This is a genomic window from Clostridium estertheticum, assembly GCF_018861295.1.
GTDB lineage: Bacteria > Bacillota > Clostridia > Clostridiales > Clostridiaceae > Clostridium_AD > Clostridium_AD estertheticum_D.
Genome location: NZ_JAHLDM010000003.1, coordinates 129,216 through 151,927, shown reverse-complemented (window position 1 = coordinate 151,927; position 22,712 = coordinate 129,216). Strand labels below are relative to the sequence as shown.

General features: G+C 28.9%; 25 protein-coding genes. 16 read left to right on the top strand and 9 right to left on the bottom strand.

Annotated elements, in window-relative coordinates; genetic code table 11:
• The first annotated feature begins 6 nt into the window (after positions 1 to 6).
• The 8 genes from KPL54_RS04795 (at position 7) to KPL54_RS04760 (ending at position 8,089) form a co-directional block, all read left to right on the top strand.
• Positions 7 to 1,098, top strand: a complete 1,092-nt coding sequence (locus tag KPL54_RS04795) for a GerAB/ArcD/ProY family transporter (RefSeq protein WP_216105291.1) — start codon at positions 7 to 9, stop codon at positions 1,096 to 1,098.
• The gene (locus KPL54_RS04790) at positions 1,095 to 2,207 is read left to right on the top strand and encodes a Ger(x)C family spore germination protein (protein WP_216105289.1); all 1,113 of its coding nucleotides are present in this window, start codon (positions 1,095 to 1,097) and stop codon (positions 2,205 to 2,207) included. Before KPL54_RS04795 ends, KPL54_RS04790 begins: the two co-directional genes overlap by 4 nt.
• Positions 2,208 to 2,209: 2 nt before the next feature.
• Positions 2,210 to 3,298, top strand: coding sequence for a GerAB/ArcD/ProY family transporter (locus KPL54_RS04785; RefSeq protein ID WP_216105287.1), 1,089 nt, complete (start codon positions 2,210 to 2,212; stop codon positions 3,296 to 3,298).
• Positions 3,295 to 4,416, top strand: coding sequence for a Ger(x)C family spore germination protein (locus tag KPL54_RS04780; protein ID WP_216105285.1), 1,122 nt, complete (start codon positions 3,295 to 3,297; stop codon positions 4,414 to 4,416). Before KPL54_RS04785 ends, KPL54_RS04780 begins: the two co-directional genes overlap by 4 nt.
• 35 nt (positions 4,417 to 4,451) lie before the next feature.
• Positions 4,452 to 5,609, top strand: a complete 1,158-nt coding sequence (locus KPL54_RS04775) for a Ger(x)C family spore germination C-terminal domain-containing protein (protein WP_216105283.1) — start codon at positions 4,452 to 4,454, stop codon at positions 5,607 to 5,609.
• 21 nt (positions 5,610 to 5,630) lie between these two features.
• Positions 5,631 to 6,716, top strand: coding sequence for a GerAB/ArcD/ProY family transporter (locus KPL54_RS04770; RefSeq protein ID WP_216105281.1), 1,086 nt, complete (start codon positions 5,631 to 5,633; stop codon positions 6,714 to 6,716).
• A 201-nt stretch (positions 6,717 to 6,917) separates the two neighbouring features.
• Positions 6,918 to 7,643, top strand: a complete 726-nt coding sequence (locus tag KPL54_RS04765) for a hypothetical protein (protein WP_152750881.1) — start codon at positions 6,918 to 6,920, stop codon at positions 7,641 to 7,643.
• A gap of 26 nt (positions 7,644 to 7,669) precedes the next feature.
• Positions 7,670 to 8,089, top strand: coding sequence for an acyl-CoA thioesterase (locus KPL54_RS04760; protein ID WP_216105278.1), 420 nt, complete (start codon positions 7,670 to 7,672; stop codon positions 8,087 to 8,089).
• 32 nt (positions 8,090 to 8,121) lie between these two features.
• Here the strand turns inward: KPL54_RS04760 and KPL54_RS04755 are convergent, their stop codons facing one another.
• The 4 genes from KPL54_RS04755 to KPL54_RS04740 all read right to left on the bottom strand — a co-directional run bounded on the left by KPL54_RS04755 (position 8,122) and on the right by KPL54_RS04740 (position 10,923).
• Complete coding sequence (locus KPL54_RS04755; RefSeq protein ID WP_171297514.1) at positions 8,122 to 8,730, bottom strand: 3'-5' exonuclease; 609 nt, start codon at positions 8,728 to 8,730, stop codon at positions 8,122 to 8,124.
• Positions 8,731 to 8,948: 218 nt separating this feature from the next.
• Positions 8,949 to 9,128 (bottom strand): asparagine synthase, encoded by a 180-nt coding sequence (locus KPL54_RS04750; RefSeq protein WP_216105276.1) that lies wholly within the window; start codon positions 9,126 to 9,128, stop codon positions 8,949 to 8,951.
• Between the two features lie 114 nt (positions 9,129 to 9,242).
• A complete protein-coding gene (locus tag KPL54_RS04745) occupies positions 9,243 to 10,181 on the bottom strand; it encodes an anti-sigma-I factor RsgI family protein (protein ID WP_216105274.1) in 939 nt (312 codons plus the stop codon).
• Positions 10,174 to 10,923 carry a sigma factor gene (locus tag KPL54_RS04740; RefSeq protein ID WP_216105272.1) on the bottom strand — a complete coding sequence of 250 codons (750 nt, stop codon included), beginning with the start codon at positions 10,921 to 10,923 and terminating at the stop codon, positions 10,174 to 10,176. The genes KPL54_RS04745 and KPL54_RS04740 overlap by 8 nt, the downstream gene beginning before the upstream one ends.
• 196 nt (positions 10,924 to 11,119) lie before the next feature.
• Here KPL54_RS04740 and KPL54_RS04735 point away from each other — a divergent pair, with 196 nt between their 5' ends.
• The gene (locus KPL54_RS04735) at positions 11,120 to 11,671 is read left to right on the top strand and encodes a DUF5667 domain-containing protein (RefSeq protein WP_216105270.1); all 552 of its coding nucleotides are present in this window, start codon (positions 11,120 to 11,122) and stop codon (positions 11,669 to 11,671) included.
• 80 nt (positions 11,672 to 11,751) lie between these two features.
• Positions 11,752 to 11,913 (top strand): hypothetical protein, encoded by a 162-nt coding sequence (locus tag KPL54_RS04730; RefSeq protein ID WP_169829567.1) that lies wholly within the window; start codon positions 11,752 to 11,754, stop codon positions 11,911 to 11,913.
• 242 nt (positions 11,914 to 12,155) lie between these two features.
• Here the strand turns inward: KPL54_RS04730 and KPL54_RS04725 are convergent, their stop codons facing one another.
• Together KPL54_RS04725 and KPL54_RS04720 are read right to left on the bottom strand one after the other, a co-directional pair.
• Positions 12,156 to 12,569, bottom strand: coding sequence for a hypothetical protein (locus KPL54_RS04725; protein ID WP_171297518.1), 414 nt, complete (start codon positions 12,567 to 12,569; stop codon positions 12,156 to 12,158).
• A 168-nt stretch (positions 12,570 to 12,737) separates the two neighbouring features.
• Complete coding sequence (locus tag KPL54_RS04720) at positions 12,738 to 13,292, bottom strand: hemerythrin domain-containing protein (protein ID WP_216105268.1); 555 nt, start codon at positions 13,290 to 13,292, stop codon at positions 12,738 to 12,740.
• A gap of 262 nt (positions 13,293 to 13,554) precedes the next feature.
• Between KPL54_RS04720 and proB the strand changes: the two genes are divergently transcribed.
• The 6 genes from proB to clpA all read left to right on the top strand — a co-directional run bounded on the left by proB (position 13,555) and on the right by clpA (position 20,252).
• A complete protein-coding gene (gene proB / locus KPL54_RS04715) occupies positions 13,555 to 14,373 on the top strand; it encodes a glutamate 5-kinase (RefSeq protein WP_216105266.1) in 819 nt (272 codons plus the stop codon).
• A 64-nt stretch (positions 14,374 to 14,437) separates the two neighbouring features.
• Positions 14,438 to 15,694 carry a glutamate-5-semialdehyde dehydrogenase gene (locus tag KPL54_RS04710; RefSeq protein WP_216105257.1) on the top strand — a complete coding sequence of 419 codons (1,257 nt, stop codon included), beginning with the start codon at positions 14,438 to 14,440 and terminating at the stop codon, positions 15,692 to 15,694.
• Positions 15,695 to 15,788: 94 nt separating this feature from the next.
• The gene (locus KPL54_RS04705; protein ID WP_216105248.1) at positions 15,789 to 16,577 is read left to right on the top strand and encodes a YdcF family protein; all 789 of its coding nucleotides are present in this window, start codon (positions 15,789 to 15,791) and stop codon (positions 16,575 to 16,577) included.
• A gap of 266 nt (positions 16,578 to 16,843) precedes the next feature.
• Positions 16,844 to 17,224: a hypothetical protein gene (locus KPL54_RS04700; protein ID WP_216105246.1), complete on the top strand. Its 381-nt coding sequence runs from the start codon at positions 16,844 to 16,846 to the stop codon at positions 17,222 to 17,224.
• Positions 17,225 to 17,574: 350 nt separating this feature from the next.
• Positions 17,575 to 17,910, top strand: coding sequence for an ATP-dependent Clp protease adaptor ClpS (locus tag KPL54_RS04695; protein ID WP_216105244.1), 336 nt, complete (start codon positions 17,575 to 17,577; stop codon positions 17,908 to 17,910).
• A gap of 2 nt (positions 17,911 to 17,912) precedes the next feature.
• Positions 17,913 to 20,252, top strand: coding sequence for an ATP-dependent Clp protease ATP-binding subunit ClpA (gene clpA / locus KPL54_RS04690; RefSeq protein ID WP_216105242.1), 2,340 nt, complete (start codon positions 17,913 to 17,915; stop codon positions 20,250 to 20,252).
• 39 nt (positions 20,253 to 20,291) lie between these two features.
• On the opposite strand, the gene KPL54_RS04685 is transcribed toward clpA, so the two are convergent.
• The 3 genes from KPL54_RS04685 to KPL54_RS04675 all read right to left on the bottom strand — a co-directional run bounded on the left by KPL54_RS04685 (position 20,292) and on the right by KPL54_RS04675 (position 22,466).
• A complete protein-coding gene (locus tag KPL54_RS04685) occupies positions 20,292 to 21,059 on the bottom strand; it encodes an OmpA/MotB family protein (RefSeq protein ID WP_216105240.1) in 768 nt (255 codons plus the stop codon).
• A complete protein-coding gene (locus KPL54_RS04680; protein ID WP_216105239.1) occupies positions 21,059 to 21,859 on the bottom strand; it encodes a flagellar motor protein in 801 nt (266 codons plus the stop codon). Before KPL54_RS04680 ends, KPL54_RS04685 begins: the two co-directional genes overlap by 1 nt.
• 238 nt (positions 21,860 to 22,097) lie before the next feature.
• Positions 22,098 to 22,466 (bottom strand): VOC family protein, encoded by a 369-nt coding sequence (locus KPL54_RS04675; protein ID WP_216105237.1) that lies wholly within the window; start codon positions 22,464 to 22,466, stop codon positions 22,098 to 22,100.
• Between the last annotated feature and the right edge of the window lie 246 nt (positions 22,467 to 22,712).

The window sequence follows — 22,712 nt, the reverse complement described above, 5'->3', positions numbered from 1 at the left end:
AATAAAATGGAGAGAAGCTCTGATAAAAAACAAAGCTTAACTGTAAGTCAGTTTGCCCTTATTATCTTTGGTAGCATCGTTGGAGTGGGTGTTTTATCACTTCCCAATGGTGTAGTAAAAGCTGCTCATCAGGATGGATGGATTTGCACTTTAATTGGCGGAATATATCCATTATATGTTGTAAGTATAGCCAACTATATAAGTAAAAAATTTCCTAATGACAACATACTAATTTTGAGTAAAAAGTATTTTGGTAAAATTCTTGGGAGTATCTTTAATTTAATCTTTGCTACTTATTTTATTTTTATAACATCGATGATTGCTTGTTATTATAGTAATTTAATGCGAAGTTATATGATGGGATTTTTAACTTCATTTAAACTTATAGCTATACTAGTTATCTGCATTATTTATGCGGCTTCAAGAGGGTTAAAAGTAATAGGAAGAATAAGTGAGATTTCTTTTTACGTTACAATCATTCTTCTTTTATCACCTATAATAGCTTTACGATTTCCGAATATGACAAATATTTATCCTGTATTTGGGTCTGGGTTTAGTTCAATAGCAAAGGGAGCTGTAAAATCAAGTTTTGCTTATGGAGGAGCGGAAATAATCCTACTTATTTATCCTTTTCTAAAAGAGAAAAAGAAAATTCTTAAATCTTCTCTTATAAGTGTGACTATAGCTATTACTCTTTATGTTTGGTGCGTTTTTATAACTATATATTATTTAGGCCCAGATATTGTAAACAAAAATTTTTGGTCATTTTTGGTGGTAACAGAAACTATAACCGTATCAGTAATCAATAATTATAGATACATTTTTATGACATTTTGGAGTTTAGTTGCATTTAAAAGTATGAGTATTAACTGTTATGCAAGTATATATATTTTAAAAGAGTTTGTACATAAAATAGAGACTAAAAATATTTATTTTTTAATTTATCCACTACTTGTATATTTAGCTCTAAAGTTTGGTAATGAAATAAGTAGGCAAAATATTAACGATATTATTTTACCATGGTTTATCATATTTAATTTATTATATATGACATCTATTTCTATATTTATATCTTTTAAGGGAGGAGGTAGAGCTTGAATAAAAAAAAATACTTTATCATAATAATTGGTATTTTTATTTATGTATTTATTATGCGTGACCAAGGCCGGGTACCTATTGAGGAGATAGTGACTATTAATGGCATTGGCTATGATATAGAAAGAAAAAGTGAAAATAACATTGAATATAGTATACCAATTAATACAAATGTTTATAAGGCAAGTGGTAAACAAGCGAATTTGTTATTTAATGAGCAAGGTCAAAATTTAGGAGAAGTAACTCAGAAAAGGCAAGAAAAGATGGATAAAAAGTTTGTACAAGGTCAGGAAAAAGTAATTTTTGTAAGTCAAGATTATGCAAGGTATGGTTTAAAAACTTTGATAGATGATAGATTTAGAAATCCACAAACGAACAGTATGGCTTATATGGTAGTATGCAAAGGGAAAGCAGAGGATTATTTAAAGTACAAAAAAAAAGGTTATAGTAACTCTTCAGAATATATAAGGGGGCTTGTAGAATCTTATGGCAATTATAGTTTTTTTTCTAACAACTACAAGTTAATAGATGCGTATGTGAGGATTGGAGCTGAGGGTATAAGTCTGGTGCTTCCATATATAGAAATAACTGAAGAAGGAATAGAAATCACTGGTGTGGCTATTTTCAATGGAGATAAAATGGTAGAAGTCGTGGATATACAAAAGGGTAAAATACTTAATTTGTTAAAAAATGATGATGTATATGGGATACTAACTTTACAAAAAAGCCCTAAAGAGTTTATTGATTTTGATGCAAAAACTGGTAAAAGAAAAGTGAAATGTTATAAGCAAGGAGATAAATACAGTTTCATTATTGATTTAACATTCACAGGTACAATTACTAATAATGAAATGTACGCTGATATGTTAAAGGATATAAACAAAAAAAAAGAATTTGAAAAAGATATGGAAAAAGATATTGAAAAGCAATGTGTTGATTTTATAAAAATAATGAAAAGTGATTATAAGATGGATTGTATTACTCTTGGAAGAGAAGCAGCTGCAAAGTATGGAAGGCACAAAAATATTAATTGGAATAAAGTAGTTTCAAATGCAGATATTAAAGTAAATGTAGTGGTTAATGCAGATTTACAGGGTAGAGGAGATTATTAGTAATGCAGATAGAAAAGAAAAATCTACTAACTCCAAATGAAGTAACTTTTATATTAATAGGAATTATGCTTGATGTAACGGCTACAAGTTTACCTAATGGGGGAATAGATATTGCAAAACAGGATGAGTGGATTTCTGTAATAATAGGGGCTTTATATCCCTTATATGTAGCTATTTTAGCTATATATGTAAGTGGGAAATACCCTAAAGATAATATTTTAGTGCTTAGTAAAAGATACTTAGGCAAGCCATTTGGGAGCATATTAAATGTTCTTTTTTTACTAAGTTTTTTTAGCTTTTTTCCACCATTAATTACAACAATCACGTTAATTGTAAGAACGGAAGCATCACCTATTTTAACTCCTATTAAAATTCATATAGTTTTATTTTTTATAGGAGTATACGCTGCTGGCCTTGGAATTAAAGTGCTAGGAAGGACATGTGCTATCACCTTTTGGATGGTGCTAGGGGTCATTATCCCTACCGTTTCTATTTTAAAACAAGGAAGTTATTTAAATATAAGTCCTGTATTTGGGGCAGGAATTATAAATATTTTAAAAGGGAGCGTGTACTCTGCTTATGATTACTCATTAATGGAGCTTATATTTTTAATTTATCCCCTTATAAACGATAGTCGCAAGATAAAGAGTTCTGTTTTAAAGGCAGTAGGATTTACTGCTATTATATATACATGGATTACGTTTATAACTATATATTATATGGGCAAAGATATTATTCATAAAACAATATGGAGTTTTTTTACAGTGACATCGGCAGTAAAGGTTGAAGTAATAAATAATTTTAAATATATTTTCGTGTTTTTTTGGATAATTATAGCAATTAAATCTGTCGCTATTTTTAATTACGTGTGTTTGTTTTTCTTAAATGATTTTAAGAAAATAAAAAATAAAAAATTAATATATGTTGTTATAGCTGTTTTGGTTATTATCATTACAAACACATATTATCCAGATAAGTTAGCAATGGAGGAAATTATAAAATATACCCTTCCAATCAGCGTTATTTACAATTTAATATATATAACCCTAATCGCCAGTTTAATATGGATAAAAAAAGGATGGGTAAAATGAAAAAATATATGAATATAATATTTATTGTTTTTTTATGTAGTACTTTAATTATGGTTGTTTTCGGAGGTAAAAAAACCAAAACACAGAGTGTGGAGGATTTAGGTATTTCTGTGGGTGTAGGAATGGGAATAAACAAAAATGGTGAAGGGAATATAATATATAGGGTCTCTACCACTGCTAATGAATATAAAGAAGACGGCACTGTTGAAACATTATTAGGTACTGGAATAGGTAACACTATTGGGAAAACAAGAGAGAATAGACAAAAAAAAATAGGAAAAGAATTTTTTTTAGGACTATCAAAGATTTATATAGTAGATGAGGAATATGCTAAATATGGAATAAGAGACTTAATAGATGTTAATTTTAAGAATCCTGTTGTTAATGACAATGCATTTTTAGTTGTATGCAAAGGTAGGCATGAAGATTATCTTAATTATACTTCTCCAGGTTATGATAATTCAGCAGAGTATATAAGCGATATGATTAAAAACTCGGTAAATTATAATTTTTTTAAGGAAGACTACATGTTTAAAGATGCATTTTTATCAATAGATGCAGAGGGCAAAAATATAGTTAGTCCCTATATTGAAATAATGGAAGATGGAATTAAAATAAAAGGTATGGCAGTTTTTAAAAAGGATAAGCTAGCTGTTATTTTGGATATGAAGGATACAAAAACAATGAATATGCTTAGGGAAAACAAGGTAAACGGAATATTGACAATACAAAAGAATTCAAAAGAATATGTGAATTATCAAGGGTCATCTAAAAGAAAAATTACATGTAAAAAAACAGGGGGAAAATATACTTTTATTATTGACTTGGATTTGAAAGGAGAAATTGTTAACAATGTATTATATAAAGGTATGGCAACAAACTTAGGGGTAACCAAAAGGTTTGAAGATGACATGGCAAAACAAGTGGAAGAAATGTGCAATGGATTTTTGGGGAGGATGAAGAACAAATATAAGGTAGATCTACTTCAGCTAGGATGGGTGGCTACTGCAAAATATGGAAGAGACACAGGAGTAGACTGGAATGAGGTTGTCTCTAACTCTGACATTAAAGTAAATGTAAAGGTACACGTTGATAAAGTAGGAAGAGGACAGTATTAAATATAGGTAAGTAAGAAAAAATAGAAGGTGACACTTTGAAAAAGAAAAAAATAATAATTGTGTTGTTAGTTGTAATTATAGTTTCTATTTATGCAGAAAAATTGCAAGTAAGCCCTATGGAGGAATTAAATATAACAGCAGGTGTTGGGTATGATATTAACAAAGGTCTAAATGGTGATGTGGAATATAGAGTTCCTATTACTATATACGATTTTAAAACTAAGGGAAAAGAGGGGGCAGGCAGTTCTATTAAAAATTCAACTAGAATTATAAAAGGTAGTGATATAAGTAGTAGTATTATAAAAACAAAGGCAAACAGCATTGCAGAAATAAGGCAACAAAGACAATTAAATGCAAGCAAACCTTTTACAATTGGAACTCCAAAAATAACTATAATAGGTGAAGAACAGGCATTTTATGGGATAACAAACATTGTAAATATACTATTTTTTAATGCAAAGGTTAATGATAAAGTTATATTTACAGTTGGTAAAGGGAAGGCGGAAGATATATTAAGGGTTAAGGTAGCTGGGTATCCTAGTGCTGCAGATTACATGGAAGGTATTATTAGACATGGAACAAACTACAATTTTTTTAACTCTGAATATAATTTATTGAATATATATGTTACATTGGATTCAGAAGGCAAAAATTTAGTACTGCCATATCTAGAGATAAAGGATAAAAATATTGCGATTACTGGCATGGCATTATTTAAAGGAGATAAAATGGCTTATGTAATACCTATGGGCGAGGGCAAAATTATGAATATGCTTAGAGAGAAAAAAGGGAAGGGAATATTAAGTTTGCAGGAGGGTCCAGATAAGTATATAAATTATGATGCAACGGTTAAAAGGAAGGTAAAATGTAATAAAATAAAAGGCAAGTATGAATTCATCATTGACTTAGAATTTCAGGGTGACATTATAGAGAATACATTATATAAATCTATGAAGAAAGAAAGTGAAAAAGAATTTGAAGAACTCATATCAAAAAAAATAGAAATAAAATGTTATGATTTTTTATGTAAAATGAAAAATAGTTATAAAATAGATTGCTTAAATTTAGGAATGTATGCTGCGGCCAAATATGGCAGAGAATCTGGTGTAGATTGGAATAAAGAGGTAAGCAATTCAGATATTAAAGTAAATGTAGTGGTGAACATTGATAAGATTGGAATAGGTCAGTATTAAAGTACATGGGGAGTAAATAAGATGGATAAAGCAAAAAAAAACTTATTAGAGGAGAGCGAAACTACAGCAATTTTAGTAGGCTTTATAATTGGAATAAATATTTTAGCATTACCAAATGGGGTAGTACAGGACGCAAAGCAGGCTGGTTGGATATCGGTGATAGTTGGTGGGCTGTATCCGCTATATATAGCTTTATTATCAATTTATTATGCCAAAAAACATCCCAATCAGAATATATTGACCTTAAGTAATATGTATTTAGGTAGGATGCTCGGAACTATTTGTAATATTTTATTTATGGCTGAATTTAGTCTATTTACAATAGTTACTATTGTTGGCTTAGCTAATATTTTTAGAGTGCATGCAACAGCTTTTTTAACACCCATAAAAATTTTTATTCCTACCATACTATTAGCTATTTATTTAAGTAGTAAAGGGATAAAAGTATTAGTAAGAATCAATAAAATTTCGCTATATATTATAGTGACATTAACAATGTTATTAGTAATATCACTGAAAAGTGGAGATTATTTAAATTTTTTTCCTATATTCGGACCAGGAATTAAAAATATTTTTAGTGGTAGCATTCAATCAGTTTTTGCCTATGGCGGAATAGAAGCAATATTTTTATTTTATCCAGTTTTGAAAGAAAAAAATAAAATGAAAAAGATAACTTTGAAGGCGTTATTTATTACTATGTCAATTTATGTTTGGATTACATTTATCTGTATATATTCTTTAGGATATAAGGTTACGTCTATTGCTTTATGGCCAGTTTTATTAGTAGCAGGAGGAATAGACATACCAATACTAATTAACTTTAGATTTTTATTTTTATTTTTATGGAGTATCGTGATGTTTATGATTATAGCAAATGAGAACTATGCGTTTACTTATATTCTAAGTTATATTTGTAAAATAAAAGATAAAAAGAAAATATATTGGTTTATATTTCCGGTTACTCTCTATTTATGCACCATTATTAAAAATGAAGTGCAAAGAAGAGCTTTCATTGGGTATATTGTTCCTAAAATAGTTTTATTTAATATAACGTACATATCTATTATTGCCATATTGATATTTATAAAAGACAAAGCTCGAAAGTGAATTGTTTCTAGTTAAAATTTATTTGTGAATATCTTTATTATAAAAAAAACACTAGAAAATTTTCAACATTTTCTATAACAAAGCAAAATAATATTTTACCAAATCTATATGTATGAATTTTGGTTAGATGTATAATATTAATATTGAGTATTTTATTTATTTTTATGATTGAAAAAATAGTTTTGGAGGAAGTGACGTAATATGCCTTTTAATGTATACAGTAAAAACGGAAAATATTTAGGATTCATTCAATCTGCATATCCGCAATATACTAATGTATTTATGGTTGCGAGTACAGATATAAAACTTACGGAGAAGGACTTTAATATAAATAAAATAAAATCTGAGTTAGCAAGTTTTCTGGGATGTAAAAGTATTTTAGGGAAAATTAATGAGCAGAGATTAAGTAAAAGCATAGAGAATATAATAATTAAAGAATTTAAAAAATTCAAGGATAATACCTATGAAGAATTATTAAAACTAGTATATCTTAGAATAATACGTTCTGAAGAAAACTTTAATTATAAAAAAGTAGATTTAACACAAATAAATGCATATTTCTTAGTGGATATTAATAATGCTATAATTGAAAATGATTCAATTATTATAGATGAAGAGATAGATTATATTTGTAATAAAAAAATAGAAAATCTAATTCCTATTGTTGCAAAAATAACTGATTATCCGGTAATACAAATTGATAGTCTAATGTCAGGTCAAGGGTTGTTATTAGGGGCAGACCTTGCTGATTTGGTAGGAAGAAGCCATATACATAGGACAAAATTAAAAATAAAATCAGGGAATTTTGCATATGAACTTAATTTACCTGTAGAGTTATATATAAAAATAGGCGATGTAATTGAGATGTATGTAAGTAACAGAGTTGTTAAAAGAATATTTTGTGATGGCATAATATATGAGTTTTAATGAAAATTTCGATCGGAGATATGAATATGTATATTAATGAAACAAAACTAAAAGTAAGATATGTAGAGACAGATCAAATGGGAATCGTTCATCATTCAAATTATTACGCTTATTTTGAAGTGGGTAGAACAGAATTTATAACAGCAATAGGAATGACATATAAAGAAATGGAAAAAGATAATATTATGTTACCAGTTGTGGAAAGCTCATGTAAGCACATAGAAGGGGCAAAATACGAGGATATAATTATTATCCAAACATTTATGAAAGAACTAAATGGTGTCAAGATAATATTTAATTATAATGTAGTTAGGGCAGAGGATGGAAAAATTTTGGCTAAGGGTAGTACAACACATGCTTTTGTTAATGAAAAATTTAGAGTCGTAAATCTTAAAAAAGTTAATATTGATATGTGGAGTAAACTTAAAAAACTATTTGAAGAATAGAAATTCTATTGTTCAAATAGTTTTCACGTTAATTATTTAGCAAGATTCGTGAAATAATGTTTTGGTATGAAACCTTTTTTAATACCTTCTGTAACTAGTAAATATGTTGCAGTAGTATCAAATCTAGCATCATGAAAATTTGCAGCGTCTCCAAAATACTTGTTGCTTTTTAAATTTATTTGATCTTCATTTAAGTCAAGAAATTTAATGGCTTCTGCTAATTTGGGGTTTTTGTATCCTCCACGTGAAGTGAAAAGTTTACATATGTCTTTATAATACTTCATGGTACAAAATGTATGTTTAGGGTTTAAAGTATGTCCACAATTCTCAAGTTCGTGAGTTAAAAATTTTATATCAAAATTAACATTGTGGCCTATAAGAATATCTGCATTTATAAAATCTTCAATAAAACCTTCATAAGAATCTTCGAAAGTTTTGCCTTCGCTTAGTGCAAATAAAGTATCTACACTAAAACCATGTACATCCTCTGCAGATGGTTCTACATAATCTACAGTAAAAAATATATTTTTACCTATTGTTTTTGTAGGTTTATAGTCAGTATCAACAAGTATATAGCTAAGCTGACATATATTACCTGGCCTTATGCCAGTAGTTTCTGTATCAAAAAAAATCATTCTCATTAAATGAGCCCTCCCATATTTCTCTGTGGAATATAATAATAATGTTATATTAATTATAACATAGTTTTTACATCTTTATATATTGTAGAATATTGTATATACTAATTATAGGATATTGTTTAGGGAAATGTACATTTAGGTGAAATAACAAAAGGACTGATTAAAGTTAACTTTAATCAGTCCTTTTGTTTTAGATTATAGTGTTTGAAATCTTACTATTATTTTTTGTGTTCAACAAGATCAATTGCTCCAAGTACTATGTGAGCAAGTCCAAAGCCTACAACACCAGCTTCTATCATGGGAAGCATAGTTTTCTTCTTCATGTTATTCTTTGAAAATGATGCACCAGCAACGCTTACAACTGTACCTAAAATCGTAGGAATTAATCCTTCACGCATATTAAAAAACCTCCTTTTAATAACATATTAATATCTTTCACAAAAAAGAGAATGTTAATACTGTGAAATATATAGAATGTAATCTATATATTGTTATTTATGTATTCATTTGTTTTAGTTGCTATTTCTATTTTGTATTTTATTGGTATGTTTTTGTACCTTAGTATTACTAGGCAAATTAGCATTTTTAATGTTTTTATTTTTAGACGTATGCGCATTGTTTCTGATTTTATTTGAATTTTGATGTTTTGTACTGGATGATGAATTATTAGTTGAATTTTTGCTTTCAATTTTCATATCGTTGTTAATTTTATTATATTTTTTTGTTGTAGATTTGGTGTTATCTTTCAACGTATCTTTAATTTTAGATGATTTATTTTCGCTTATATTTATATTTGATTGGTTATTTGTAATTTTTCTTTTGTAACTATTGTTATTTAAGGTTGAAGTATTTATTTTTTTATTATTAATTATAATATCAATGTTCTTAGTGTTGCCCGGAGATAGATTAATTTTAACATTTAAATTATTACTACCTATAGTATTTTCAAAGTTAGAAATATCTATAGAGATGGGTTTGGTACTTTTAATGTCAAGATTAATAACTTTTTTATTACTTATATATTTTTCGTTTATAAAGTTTTCAGTTTTAGCTTCTTTAACTAAAAGGCCAAGACCAACGTCAATAGATTTATTTTTTAACTTAATATTATTAAGTATTAGGGCACCATCAGAATTCAGTGGCTTAGACTTAATAATTTTATTCCATTTATTAGCGTCAATAGAAATAGAAGGGTTAATCCTAAGAATTATAGTTGAAACAGGGGTATAGTAGGAATGCGCATAGGCGCTAGAAACAATCATAAACATCAGTGATGCAACGCTTATAACATATTTATAAATAAATAAATTTTTATTGTATAATTTTCCTGTATAAATTCCACCTATATTGGGTAATACTTTGCTAATTTTTATATATAAAAATTCTCCACTGGAAGTCATAATGCCAGCTTTTTTATTAATGATATTTATTACAATACCTGTTTTATTCATTTATGTCACCCTCTTTTATATCAAGATAGGATTTTAAATACACATATTCTGGATTAGAAATTATTAGTATTAAAGAAATTATATATATACGCCATTTTTCTATTAACTTTCTGTTGGAGGCAGTTAGTATTATTATTTCCTTGGTTGGTAGTCTTTTCTTTGTCCTTAAATGTATTAATATTGATTCTTCCCTAGATGATAAAAATGCAACATTTAATAAATTATTTCTCGTATCTTTGTGAGAGGGAGATAAGTTAATTAGTGAATCAAAATTAATTTTATATTTTAATAATTCCTTAGAAAATAAGTTTATTTCATCAACTCTAAATGCATTCTCTATTTGAGTTTCAAAATTACTAATTGAATTTTTTTCATCTATATAATCTATATTAAATTCATTATTAGAAAACATTAGACTGGGGCATGTTACGTTTTTTCTAAAAAAATCTATTAAGGAATTTCTAATAATAATTTTACAAAAACCATAAAAATTTCCTTTTGTTTTATCATACTTGTCACAAGCTACATTAAAGGAGGTAAGTGCAATACTAAGTTCTTCATCATTTTCCCAGCTTAAATGTCTTTTGCATATCTTACTTGTAGTTGAATAAATAAAACCTTTGTTTTTTTCAATAAAATCATTACGATTTTCAATAAATAAATCATCTATATTAAAACTTTGTTCTTCATCTAACCCCAGGACTGTTTTTTTGTTTTTATGAAAAAGAAGTTTTAAGTTCATTTGTGCACCCCTTATACTTTCTATACGTAAATATTATTAATTTTAAGAGGGGAAAGAAAAATAAACTGCAATTTAAGTAAAATAGAAAAACCCTCTAATAAATCATATCATGTAACGTATATAAAGTGAAATTTAAAATATGGGATAACAATTAATGACTATTATTTATATAAGAACAATATGAGGAGGAATTAACATGAAGAGAGTAGGTATTTTAGTTGCAGCTATAGTATTTACAATAAGCATAAATACACAGGTGTTTGCAATAGGTGTTGAAAATTCTAATAGTACAAGTAATGAAATAAATATAAATGAGGTTGTAAATAAGGAAACAAAAATCATAACAGATAGCATTTTCTATTTTATTAACAAGGGATTGGATAATCTAAAATTATTTTTAAACCCGGAGGATGTTAAGAAAACAGAAATAATTTTACAAATTGAAAATGAAAGATTAGCGGAATGTGATGATATGACAGATAAAGAAAAATATGAATTGGCAAAAGATATGATTAAAGAATTAGAAAAGGGAAATAAGTTAAACGCCACAAGACAAGAATATCAATTAGTGAAAGTTAGTTTAGAGCAAGCGAAGAAATCTGGTGATGAGGTAGCCATAAAAGTGGCTGAAGAATTGCTAAAAGAAAAACAAAGTTTATATAAAGTTGCTATAGAAGAAGAGAAAAATGTTAATTTAACAAATAAGGTAGAAGGTAAAACTGCTAGTGTTCCAAACAAAGTAGAATAAAAATTATCTTCTAGGTAAAAATAAAGTATTGTAATAAAACGTTACAATGCTTTATTTTAATTTTAGAGGAGGAGATATTTATGAAGAAAACAAAATTACCAAAAGGACAACATGAAGAGCAAGTTGAATTAGTAAAAAATATGCTTGAGAGTGGAAGTGGTATTATTGAAGTTATGACATCAACAAGTCTAAATGAAGAGGAAGTTTTAAAAATTAATAATGACTTTAGAGGAGAAAAATAGTAAATAAGTTTTTTAAATAAAATAATATGTAATGAGGATAATAAATAAATTTAAGGAGGAAATATTATGGCTAAAAAGGGAATGAGTAGACCTATGTCACCAGAGGTTCAAAGTAAAGGCGATAAAAACAAAAAAATGAAGAGAAATGATGCGAAAAATGTTCCGGTAGTAGGTAAATAAAAAAAAGAAATTAAGTAAACACCAAGCCTTGCATTACCAAGGTTTGGTGTTTAATACTAAGTTTATTCGTATAATCCAAATCCGGTAATAACCAAAAGATCCCAATCGGTTTCTTCATTTTTAACCCATTTGTATTCAATACAAAGTTCTTTTAACCAGGCATTTAGGCCATTACTTTTTTTTGATACATTTGGAGATTGTCTTCCAAAATTTTGTTTTATAACTTCAAGTAATTCTTGTTGCTCCTCTTGTCCCAGTTCCTTATCAAGTTGTTCTTCTATAAAGTCACAACACAGCTCATAACATTTCTTATCATCAACATACAAATCATCAGCGATTAACTGTCTTTTTTTATTCATGGTATTTTGAACAGCGTTAATTTCTTCTGAATTTGTTAAGTATTTCTTAGCTATGTTCATAGCAGAAATTTCATTATCTATCTTAATTATTGCTCTTTCCAATTTTGCATTTCTCATTTTAATCTTCTCACTTTACAGTTTTTATTTAGTCATTATTTATATCATCTTAAAATTTTGTTAATAAAAATTAAATCTATTCCTTAGGATGACTACATCCCCGTTTCTAGGGATGACTACTGACAATAAATTAATTATATCATAAATTGACTATGTTCGGAAAGAACGTTAACCAATTTTAGATTCTAATTCTTTTAATAAGGTAATATAGGTATCTTGAAGATTATTTTTTTTAGCTTCTTTTTCTACCTCAAGGCAGGCAAAGTCAATTTCGCTTAGTTGTTCTTTGTTTAACTTTCTTTGTGCAAAGGTATAAATGGTGGTATCTTCTTTTTCTATATGCCTATAAAGAAGGTCAGTGTATCCTATAGCATTTGCAATTATATCTACTCTAGAATCATTATCTCCACCCTTAAATTTAATTAAAGCTGTTTCTAGATTTCCTATAAAAAGTCTGCCTAAATCATGTTCAACAAGCATACCCATAATGGGACCATTAGCTATTCGCTCTCCTAAAACGTCACCCATTTTTTTAAAGAGAATAACCTCTTCTTTATTATGATGATGTTTATCTGCAAAATTACGTACAAAATCAATAACTTTATTAAAATCATTATAATCAACGTCTTCATTGTTAAGCACCTTAATAGAGATTTTCCTTGTTACCGCGAGCATCCTCTTTATAAGTTTATGTTCTTCAATCATTAAATCTATAGCATTCATATTTAGTCCCTCCTAGAGAATTTATTTTATGGATTATTTAAGTATTTATACTTTATCTTAAACAAAATGGGCCATTATATACATATTTACAAATTGGAAATTCTTATTAATTAAAATATATCATATGAAAATGTCTAGGTAAACTACAATTGTTACGGAATATATAAATGGAAATTTATCTTTATATGGTGTAAAATTAGATTATTATAGCAAATTCATAGAAAAAAAAGTAAGGTTTTAGTATGAGGTGAGGAGTGTCTGTATGAACATTAGAAAAGAATATTTAGAAAATGTAAAAAGAATTGTGGTGAAGGTAGGAACTTCAACATTAACTCATTCTACTGGATTATTAAATTACAAACATATTGAAAGTCTTATAAGACAACTCGCGGATGTTCATAATAAAGGAATTGAAGTAGTTCTTGTAACTTCGGGTGCCATAGGAGCTGGTATGGGAAAACTAGGTCTTGCAAAAAGACCGGAAACAATACCAGAAAAGCAGGCAGCAGCAGCTGTTGGTCAAGGTATATTAATACACATGTATGAAAAGTTTTTTTCAGAGTATGGAAAAACCACTGCACAAATTCTTTTGACAAAAGAGGATTTTGGTGATAAAGCGAGACATATAAATGCTCATAATACATTTTTGATGTTATTATCACAAGGGGTAATTCCCGTGGTAAATGAAAATGATGCTGTAATCGTTGATGAAATAATGGTTGGAGATAATGATACCTTGTCGGCTATGGTTACAAATCTAATAGGGGCAGAATTACTTATAATACTTTCTGATATTGATGGATTATATGATTCAAACCCTAGGGGAAATCCTGATGCGAAAATAATATATAATGTACAAAATATTACTGATGAAATTAAGGAATCAGCGCAGGGAGCAGGAACGGAGCTTGGAACTGGTGGTATGGCAACTAAGATTAATGCAGCAGAAATTGTAGTAGATGCAAATGCTGCTATGATTATAGCAGAAGGTTCGACGCCTAATGTTATTACTGACATTTTAGAAGGAATTGAAATAGGTACATTATTTAAAGGAAATGATAGGAATAAAAATACCAAGTAAAACGAATTAATAAATTAAAGTTAGTAACTGTTATTAGCTATACAAGGACAAAAGGAGGGTATGAATGGATTTTGATAACTACATTATAAATATAGGTAGAAATGCAAAAGCGGCGTCTAGGATTATGGTTACCGTTAGTACTACTATGAAAAACAATGCACTTTTGCATATGGCTGAAGCTTTAATGGATAACAAAAAAACTATAATTGAAGCTAATAATAAGGATATGGAATCTGGAAAGAAAAGTAATTTATCTACTGCGATGCTTGATAGATTAATGATTAATCAGGAGAGAATTGAAAAGATGGCTGAAGGACTTAGAAATGTATCGACTCTGCCAGATCCAATAGGCGAGGGGATAAAAAGATGGAAACGACCAAATGATTTAGATATTTCAATGGTGAGGGTTCCACTTGGTGTTATAGGTATGATTTATGAGTCAAGACCAAATGTTACTGTAGATGCAGCAGCTTTATGTATAAAAGCAGGAAATTCAATAATACTAAGAGGCGGGTCAGAAGCTATAAATACTAATATGGCTTTAGCTAAGGTTATTATTAAAGCAGCCACGACCGTAGGACTTCCATATGGATGTATTCAACTTATTGAGATGGTGGATAGAGAATTAGTTAATAAATTAGTAAAACTTAATGATTATGTAGATGTAATTATTCCAAGAGGTGGAAAGGGACTTAAAAAGGCTATTATAGCAAATGCAACAGTACCAGTGATTGAAACGGGATCAGGTATATGTCATATATATGTAGATGCAGATGCTGATTTAAAAATGGCGGAGGAGATAATAGTTAATGCTAAAACTCAAAGACCAGGGGTATGTAATGCAGTAGAGACAGTACTAGTTCATAAAGATATTGCAAGCGAGTTTTTACCAAAACTATCACAAAGACTTTATGGATTAGGTGTAGAAATAAGAATGTGCGAAAAGGGCCTGGAAATTATAGAAGATGCAAAAGTTGCAGTGGAGGAAGATTGGGCTACTGAATATTTAGATTTAATACTTTCAATTAAGGTTGTTTCAACAATAGAAGAGGCAATAGATCATATTTTTAAATATGGAACAAAACATTCAGAGGCTATAATAACTAATAATTATACGAACTCTCAGAAATTTCTAAGGGAAGTTGATGCTTCGTGTGTTTATGTGAATGCTTCTACAAGATTTACAGATGGTGCAGAATTTGGATTTGGAGCAGAGATAGGAATTAGCAATCAAAAACTTCATGCTAGAGGACCAATGGGACTTGAGCAACTTACAACTACAAAGTATCTTATATATGGAGATGGTCAAGTTAGAAAATAAGGTTATAAGATAAGTATAGATAATTATTTATGCTTATCTTATTTTGAGTGTTTTATAAATTATGGTTTGAAAATTTTAAGAAGGAGCTGGTATTATGTCTATAGGAAGACTAGGAAGATTAATAAAAACTAAAGGTTATATATATATAATTTTAGGTTTATTATGTGAAATATATTATATAGGGACAATAATATTTGGTGGGATAGTAACTTTTGCATGGTTTTATCTAGGCGCTGGAATAGTATTAATAACACTCGGATTAAAAGAGAAAAAAAATAAGAAAGAATATATGTTAATAAGACCAGGCAAGATTAAAAACATGGTGAAAACATGTTTTTTACTTGTCTTAGTTTCTGTTGTAATTATAGAAGGTTTAATAATTCAATCAGCTGTATCAAAACATAAGGGGAAAAGTGACTATCTTATGATTTTAGGTGCAGGTATTAGAGGCGAAGTTCCATCGACGGCTCTTTATCAAAGACTTTATGCTAGTCTTAAATATATTGAAATTAATCCTAATGTTAAAATAGTAGTTTCAGGTGGTAGAGGTTCCGGAGAGAGCATTACTGAAGCGGAAGCTATGAAAAGATTTTTAATAAAAAATGGAATTTCAAAAAATAATATTATAAAAGAAGAAAGGTCAACCAATACTTTTGAAAATATGAAGTTCACAACGCAGATCTTGAAAAAATTAGATAAAAAAGAAAATATAGAAGTAACTGTTGTAACAAATAACTTTCATATGTTTAGAGCTAAATTTTTAGCGAAAAGACAAGGATTAAAGGTATATGGTTATCCAGCACCGCTTCATCCAATGTTAGTTCCTACTTGCTTTGCAAGAGAATATTTAGCAGTGATAAATTCATTTATATTTGATAAATGATAATATCTTAGAATAGAGAAGATACGTTCTTATAGAATTTGATAAAGAAAACAATATACGTATATATGTATATTTATGCAGTGGAATATACACAAAAATAAATTTGTTAACTAATATTTTTCGTATATACCTATGTAAGCAGCTTAATATAAAGATTTAAAACTTTAATAAATTATTACAGTAGTCTATTGACATATGCATTAAAATACAATACAATGTATATATACAGTAAATGGTTTATTCTATTAATTCAGGAGGTAATATAAATGTCAAACATGCAATTATTTCAATCAAAAACAGAATTAGTAGGTTTTATATCAGAATATCTCATCAAACATGATGATACTATAGCGATAATAAAAAAAGACTTAAGAAAAGATGTAATTAAATCATTATTAATAAGTGAGGATTTTAATACATTTAAAGACCTTTCCGGAATAGACGAAAATGTATTATTTCTAATTAAGACTGGTAATAAAAAAGGTAAAAATTTAAGCATTAAGATTTGTGATGCACATAATCAACAAACCAAAGCTTTTAAAATGATAGACATAGATAATATATTACTTGTAGATGGTTTAATTACTGATGATGAGGCTGGAAGTATTACTTATTATAAAGAAATTACTAAAATGAGATTACAATAAAAAAGTTTATGTATGCTTAAATATATAAATGATATAGTAGAAAACATTAAAATGGTAAAAATCCTAGGATAATCTTGGGGTTGGTACTATTTTATTTTTTTGGAGAATATTTTTTATTAAAAACTATAATTCTTTATTTATAGACGAAGTGTAACAATTAATAATTCCACATATGAACGATAAAAGTGAACAATAGTTGAAAAAATATACGTAAATGCAGTAATATATAATTAAGTAGGATATAATAGTCTTATACCAATATTCATAAAAAAGGTAGACTAGCATTCTGGCTAGTTGTTTTCTAAATATTCAAAAAATAAATTTAAAGGTAAACAGTGGGGTTGTTAAATATGTCAGAAAAAAGGATTTTTAATGAGGAAATTGAAACTAAAGAGAAAATTGGAACTAAAGAAAAAATAGAAACTAAAATTAGGAAACCTAGTAACTATATGGTGATTATTCACAATGATGATTATACAAGTATGGAATTTGTTGTGCAGGTTTTAGTTGGAGTTTTTAAAAAACAGGTTGTGGAAGCCACAAGGATTATGTTTGATGTCCATAAGAAAGGTAGTGGCGTCGCTGGAATATATAGCCATGATGTAGGCTTAACAAAAATTGATCAAACTATGGAAATGTGTGAAGAAAGTGGATTTCCACTGAAATTAACATTAGAAGAGGAGTAATTATGCAATTAGATGATATAGTAAATGAAATTATTACCGCAGCTTTTAATGAAGCTCAAATGTCAAATCATGAGTACTTTACCCCTGAACATATTCTTTATGCTTCTTTGTTTTTCGAAGAGGGTATAGAAATAATAGAAAATAGTGGTGGTAATGTTAAAAGGCTCAAGAATCAAATTAAAAAATTTTTAAAGGAAAATATAGAGGTTGTAGAAGACACAGAACCTATACAAACCATTGGAATACAAACAATTTTATCAAGCGCTGCAGATCATGTTATGTTATCTGGCAAAGAGTTAGTAAAGATAGGTGATGTTATTGTTGCTATGTATGATGATGAGGAAAGTTTTGCTTCTTATTTTTTAAGACAACAGCAAATGAAAAGGCGAGATCTGCTTAATTATATAGCGCATGGTATATCTGTAGTGGATACGCTTGATTTTTCATCTAGTATAGATAGTGAAAGAGAAGATCAAGTGAGTTTCACCGAAGACGAAGAAGATATAGAATATACTTATGACGAGGATATGGATAATCCAAATCTAAAAGGAGATTTTCTAAGTAATTTTACGGAAGAGTTAACGGAAAAAGCAAAAAAAGGAGAAATGGATCCGCTTATTGGGAGACAAGATATTCTTTTAAGAACACTTCAGGTATTATGTAGAAGGCTTAAAAACAATCCAGTTCATGTAGGGGAACCTGGAGTAGGTAAAACTGCTATAACACAAGGACTTGCACAATTAATTGTTGAAAATAAAGTACCTAAGGTATTACAAGGAAGTAAAATATATTATTTGGATATGGGAGCTCTAATTGCAGGTACAAAGTATAGAGGGGATTTTGAGGAACGTATTAAAAAAGTTCTAAACGAAATTAGTAAAGAAGAAAAACCTATAGTATATATTGATGAAATCCATACTATAGTTGGTGCGGGTGCAGTTTCTGGAGGGTCTATGGATGCTTCAAATATTTTAAAACCATTTCTTGCAGATGGTAAGGTAAGGTTCATTGGGTCAACTACCTATGATGAGTATAAAAAGCATTTTGAAAAGGATAGTGCATTAGCTAGAAGATTTCAAAAGATTGAAGTTCCAGAACCATCAATTAAGGATACTGTAAGTATTCTTATGGGACTTAAAGATAAATACGAAGCTTATCATAATGTTACATACAAAGATGAGGCTTTAAAAACAGCAGTAGAATTATCTAGTAAATATATTAAGGAGAGATTTCTACCAGATAAAGCTATAGATATTATGGATGAGGCAGGTGCTTATGCAAGGCTTTATGCTGGTGATAATGATGAAAATATTGTTATAACAGTAGGTGCAGTGGAGAAAATAGTAGCTACTATTGCAAAAATTCCAGAGCAAAGTGTATCCAGTAATGAAGTAGATACATTGAAAAATTTGGATCTTAATTTGAAGAAACAGGTTTTTGGACAAAGCGATGCTATTGACACTTTAGTAAAGGCTATAAAGAGATCTAGAGCAGGTTTTAATGAAGAAGATAAACCAATAGCATCTCTTCTTTTTGTAGGTCCTACAGGCGTTGGAAAGACAGAAATAAGTAAACAATTATCTAAGAGTTTAGATATACCACTTATTAGATTTGATATGAGTGAATATCAAGAAAAGCATACTGTAGCAAGGCTTATTGGTTCGCCACCAGGGTATGTAGGTTATGAAGAGGGTGGGATGTTAATTGAGGCCATTAAAAAGAAGCCTTATTGCGTTCTACTTTTAGATGAGATTGAAAAAGCTCACCCTGATATATTTAATGTGCTTTTGCAAGTTATGGATTATGCAACACTTACAGATAATACTGGTAAAAAGGCAGATTTCAGAAATGTAATTTTAATAATGACTTCAAATGCAGGAGCTAGAGAATCTAGTAAACATATAGTTGGATTTGGAGAAAGAGTGGGAGCTGGCGGGGCAATTATTAAAGAGGTTCAGCGAGTATTTTCTCCGGAGTTTAGGAATAGATTGGACAATATAATTGAATTTAATAAAATAGATAAAGTTATGGCTCTTCAAATTGCAAAGAAGGCAATGAAGTTGTTTGAAGAAAAACTTTTAACTAAAAATATAAAGTTAAAGGTAACAGATGCCTTATACGCTTGGTTAAGCAAAAAGGGTTTTTCAGAGGATTATGGTGCAAGAGAAATTAACAGAGTTGTTCAACAAGAAATTAAAACTTATTTCGTTGATGAGGTGCTATTTGGAGAACTTAGTACAGGTGGTAGTGCGATAGTCGATATTGTGGATGATAAACTCACAATAACAAAAGATAATTCCAATAAGATAAGTAAAAAAAGACAAGTAAAAAAAGATAAATAAAAAATAAAAAGATGTTGCTAATAAAACGGCAACATCTTTTTATTTGATTTTCTCTGCTTTTGAAAATTGATTACTTAATATAATAATATCTACGGTTCTATTTTTAGCTTTTCCAGCTGTAGTTGTATTAGTTGCTACTGGTCTATTTTCGCCATAGGCTACTGCAGATATCTTTTTAGGAGAAATTCCTGCTTTCGAAATAAGTAGCTCAGTAACATTAGTTGCACGAAATGCAGAAAGTTGCCAGTTAGACTTAAATTCATTATTGCTCATTGGAGTACTGTCTGTGTGTCCCTCTATTCTTACGTAATTGTTAACATGATTTAGTATTTTACCTATGCTAATTAGCTTTTTAGCCGAAGCTTCTTTAACGTCTGCTGTACCAACATCAAAGAGTAATGAAGTATTAAGACTTACTTCAAGCCCTCTCTCATCGATTTTAGTAGAAACGCTACTCGCTAAGCCATTCTGTTTCAAATATGTATCAACATTTTTTTTTATATTTTCAATTTTATTTTCTTCTGCTGCCTTACTATTTGCAGCTGTTGTAGTGGTTTCTGCCGTAACGGGATCAACTACAGTGACTGTTGAATTTGTAACACTTGTAGCAGTATCACTACCAATAATAGAAGCACCCCCACCACTAATAGCTACATTAAGTGATTTGGCTAGTTGTTTGTATTTAGTAGTGTCGGCATTGCTTGATGCATACAGAACAACAAAGAATATCATAAGTAATGTTATTAAGTCTAAATAAGTTAACATCCACCTTTCAGCATTGGGTTCCTTTTCTTCCCGCTTTTTCATTATGCTGCGCCTCCATTATTCTTTTCATTATCTTTATCATTAAATTGTTTTATTTGTTTTTTATCTAGGAATCCCTTTAATTTTTCTGCTAATATATTAGGGTTTGCACCTTCTTGCATTAAAAGAACAGCTTCTATTATTAATTGTTTTTCTTTAATTTCTTCATTATTTAAATCTTTTAGTTTTGCACCCATAGGAAGCCACAATAAGTTTGCAGAACCAACACCATACAGTGTAGCTATGAATGCTGCGGCAATTTTTTCGCCGAGTACTGCAGGGTCAGCAAGATTACTTAAAACCATAACTAGTCCCATTACTGTACCTATAATACCCATAGTTGGTGCAAATCCACCTGCAGCTTCAAAAATAGCAGCACCATCTTTATGTCTATCATAAGTTGATTCAAGTTCGAATTCTAATATAGTCTTTACCATCTGAGGGTCTACTCCATCTACTACTAGTTGCAAACCTTTTTTTATAAATGGATCCAAATCATCAGTTATTTCACCTTCTATGCTAAGTAGACCCTCTTTTCTTGTTTTAAAAGATAATTGTTTGAAATAGCTTACTATTTCTACCAAGTCCTTATCTTTGGCTGTAAATATTAGTTTTATCATTGCTGGAACATTCTTTAATTTTTTAAAAGAAAATCCAAGTCCTACAGCACCAATGGTACCGCCCAGTACTATTATAGCAGAACTTGTACTTGCAAGCATACTAGGAGTACCACCTTCCAGCATGAAGCCAATTAGCATGGAGCCAAAACCTATTACTATAAATATAATTGTAAAAATATTCATAAAATCCTCCTATTTTGCAGTTCGCACCATAATATATTTATTATAGTAAGATGTAAACACAGTTTAATATTTTAAAAATAAAATAATACCATATAATAATCTTCGAACAAAGTTATCATTTATTTAGTCTTTTAAACAAAAAACTTCAAAAGGAATATAAAGCTCCTTCTGAAGTCGATTGCAATGTAAATATTTAGGACGCATATCTAAAACTTGATTTGGTTTATTTTTGTTAGTCTTATTTTTTTGGAATAACTTCTGTCCAGTAGCCATCTGGGTCCATAATAAAATATATTCCCATAGGTTTATTTTCATAACATATGCAACCCATTTTTTTATGATATGCGTAAGCTTCATCATAATTATCAGCAACTACAGCAAGATGAAACTCATTTTCACCTAAGTTATATGGCTCTGTTCTATCTTTCATACAAGTAAGTTCTAGTTTATGGTCAGTTGTTTCATCACCAAGAAATACAAGGGTAAAACTATCATCTGATGGATGATGGCGCCTAGTTTCTACAAATCCTAAAGCCTCTTTATAAAATTCTACACTTTTTTCTAAATCCAAAACATTTATATTATTATGGTCAAAAGAAAACTTCATTTAATATAACCACCTTTTTAATAAAATTTAATATATCATATATACCATATCTTTATTATAAACTTACTTTTAATTTTATTCATAAAATTTTAAAATAATAAAATATTTTTATTTACTTGAAACCTACGTTTGTATATAATTTTAGTATAATATTATAACTTAGACGGTAGTATATAAAGGAAATCTAAGGTTCGATATTTAAATTATGTACAATTATAATTCAACTAAAATATTGATAATGTAGGG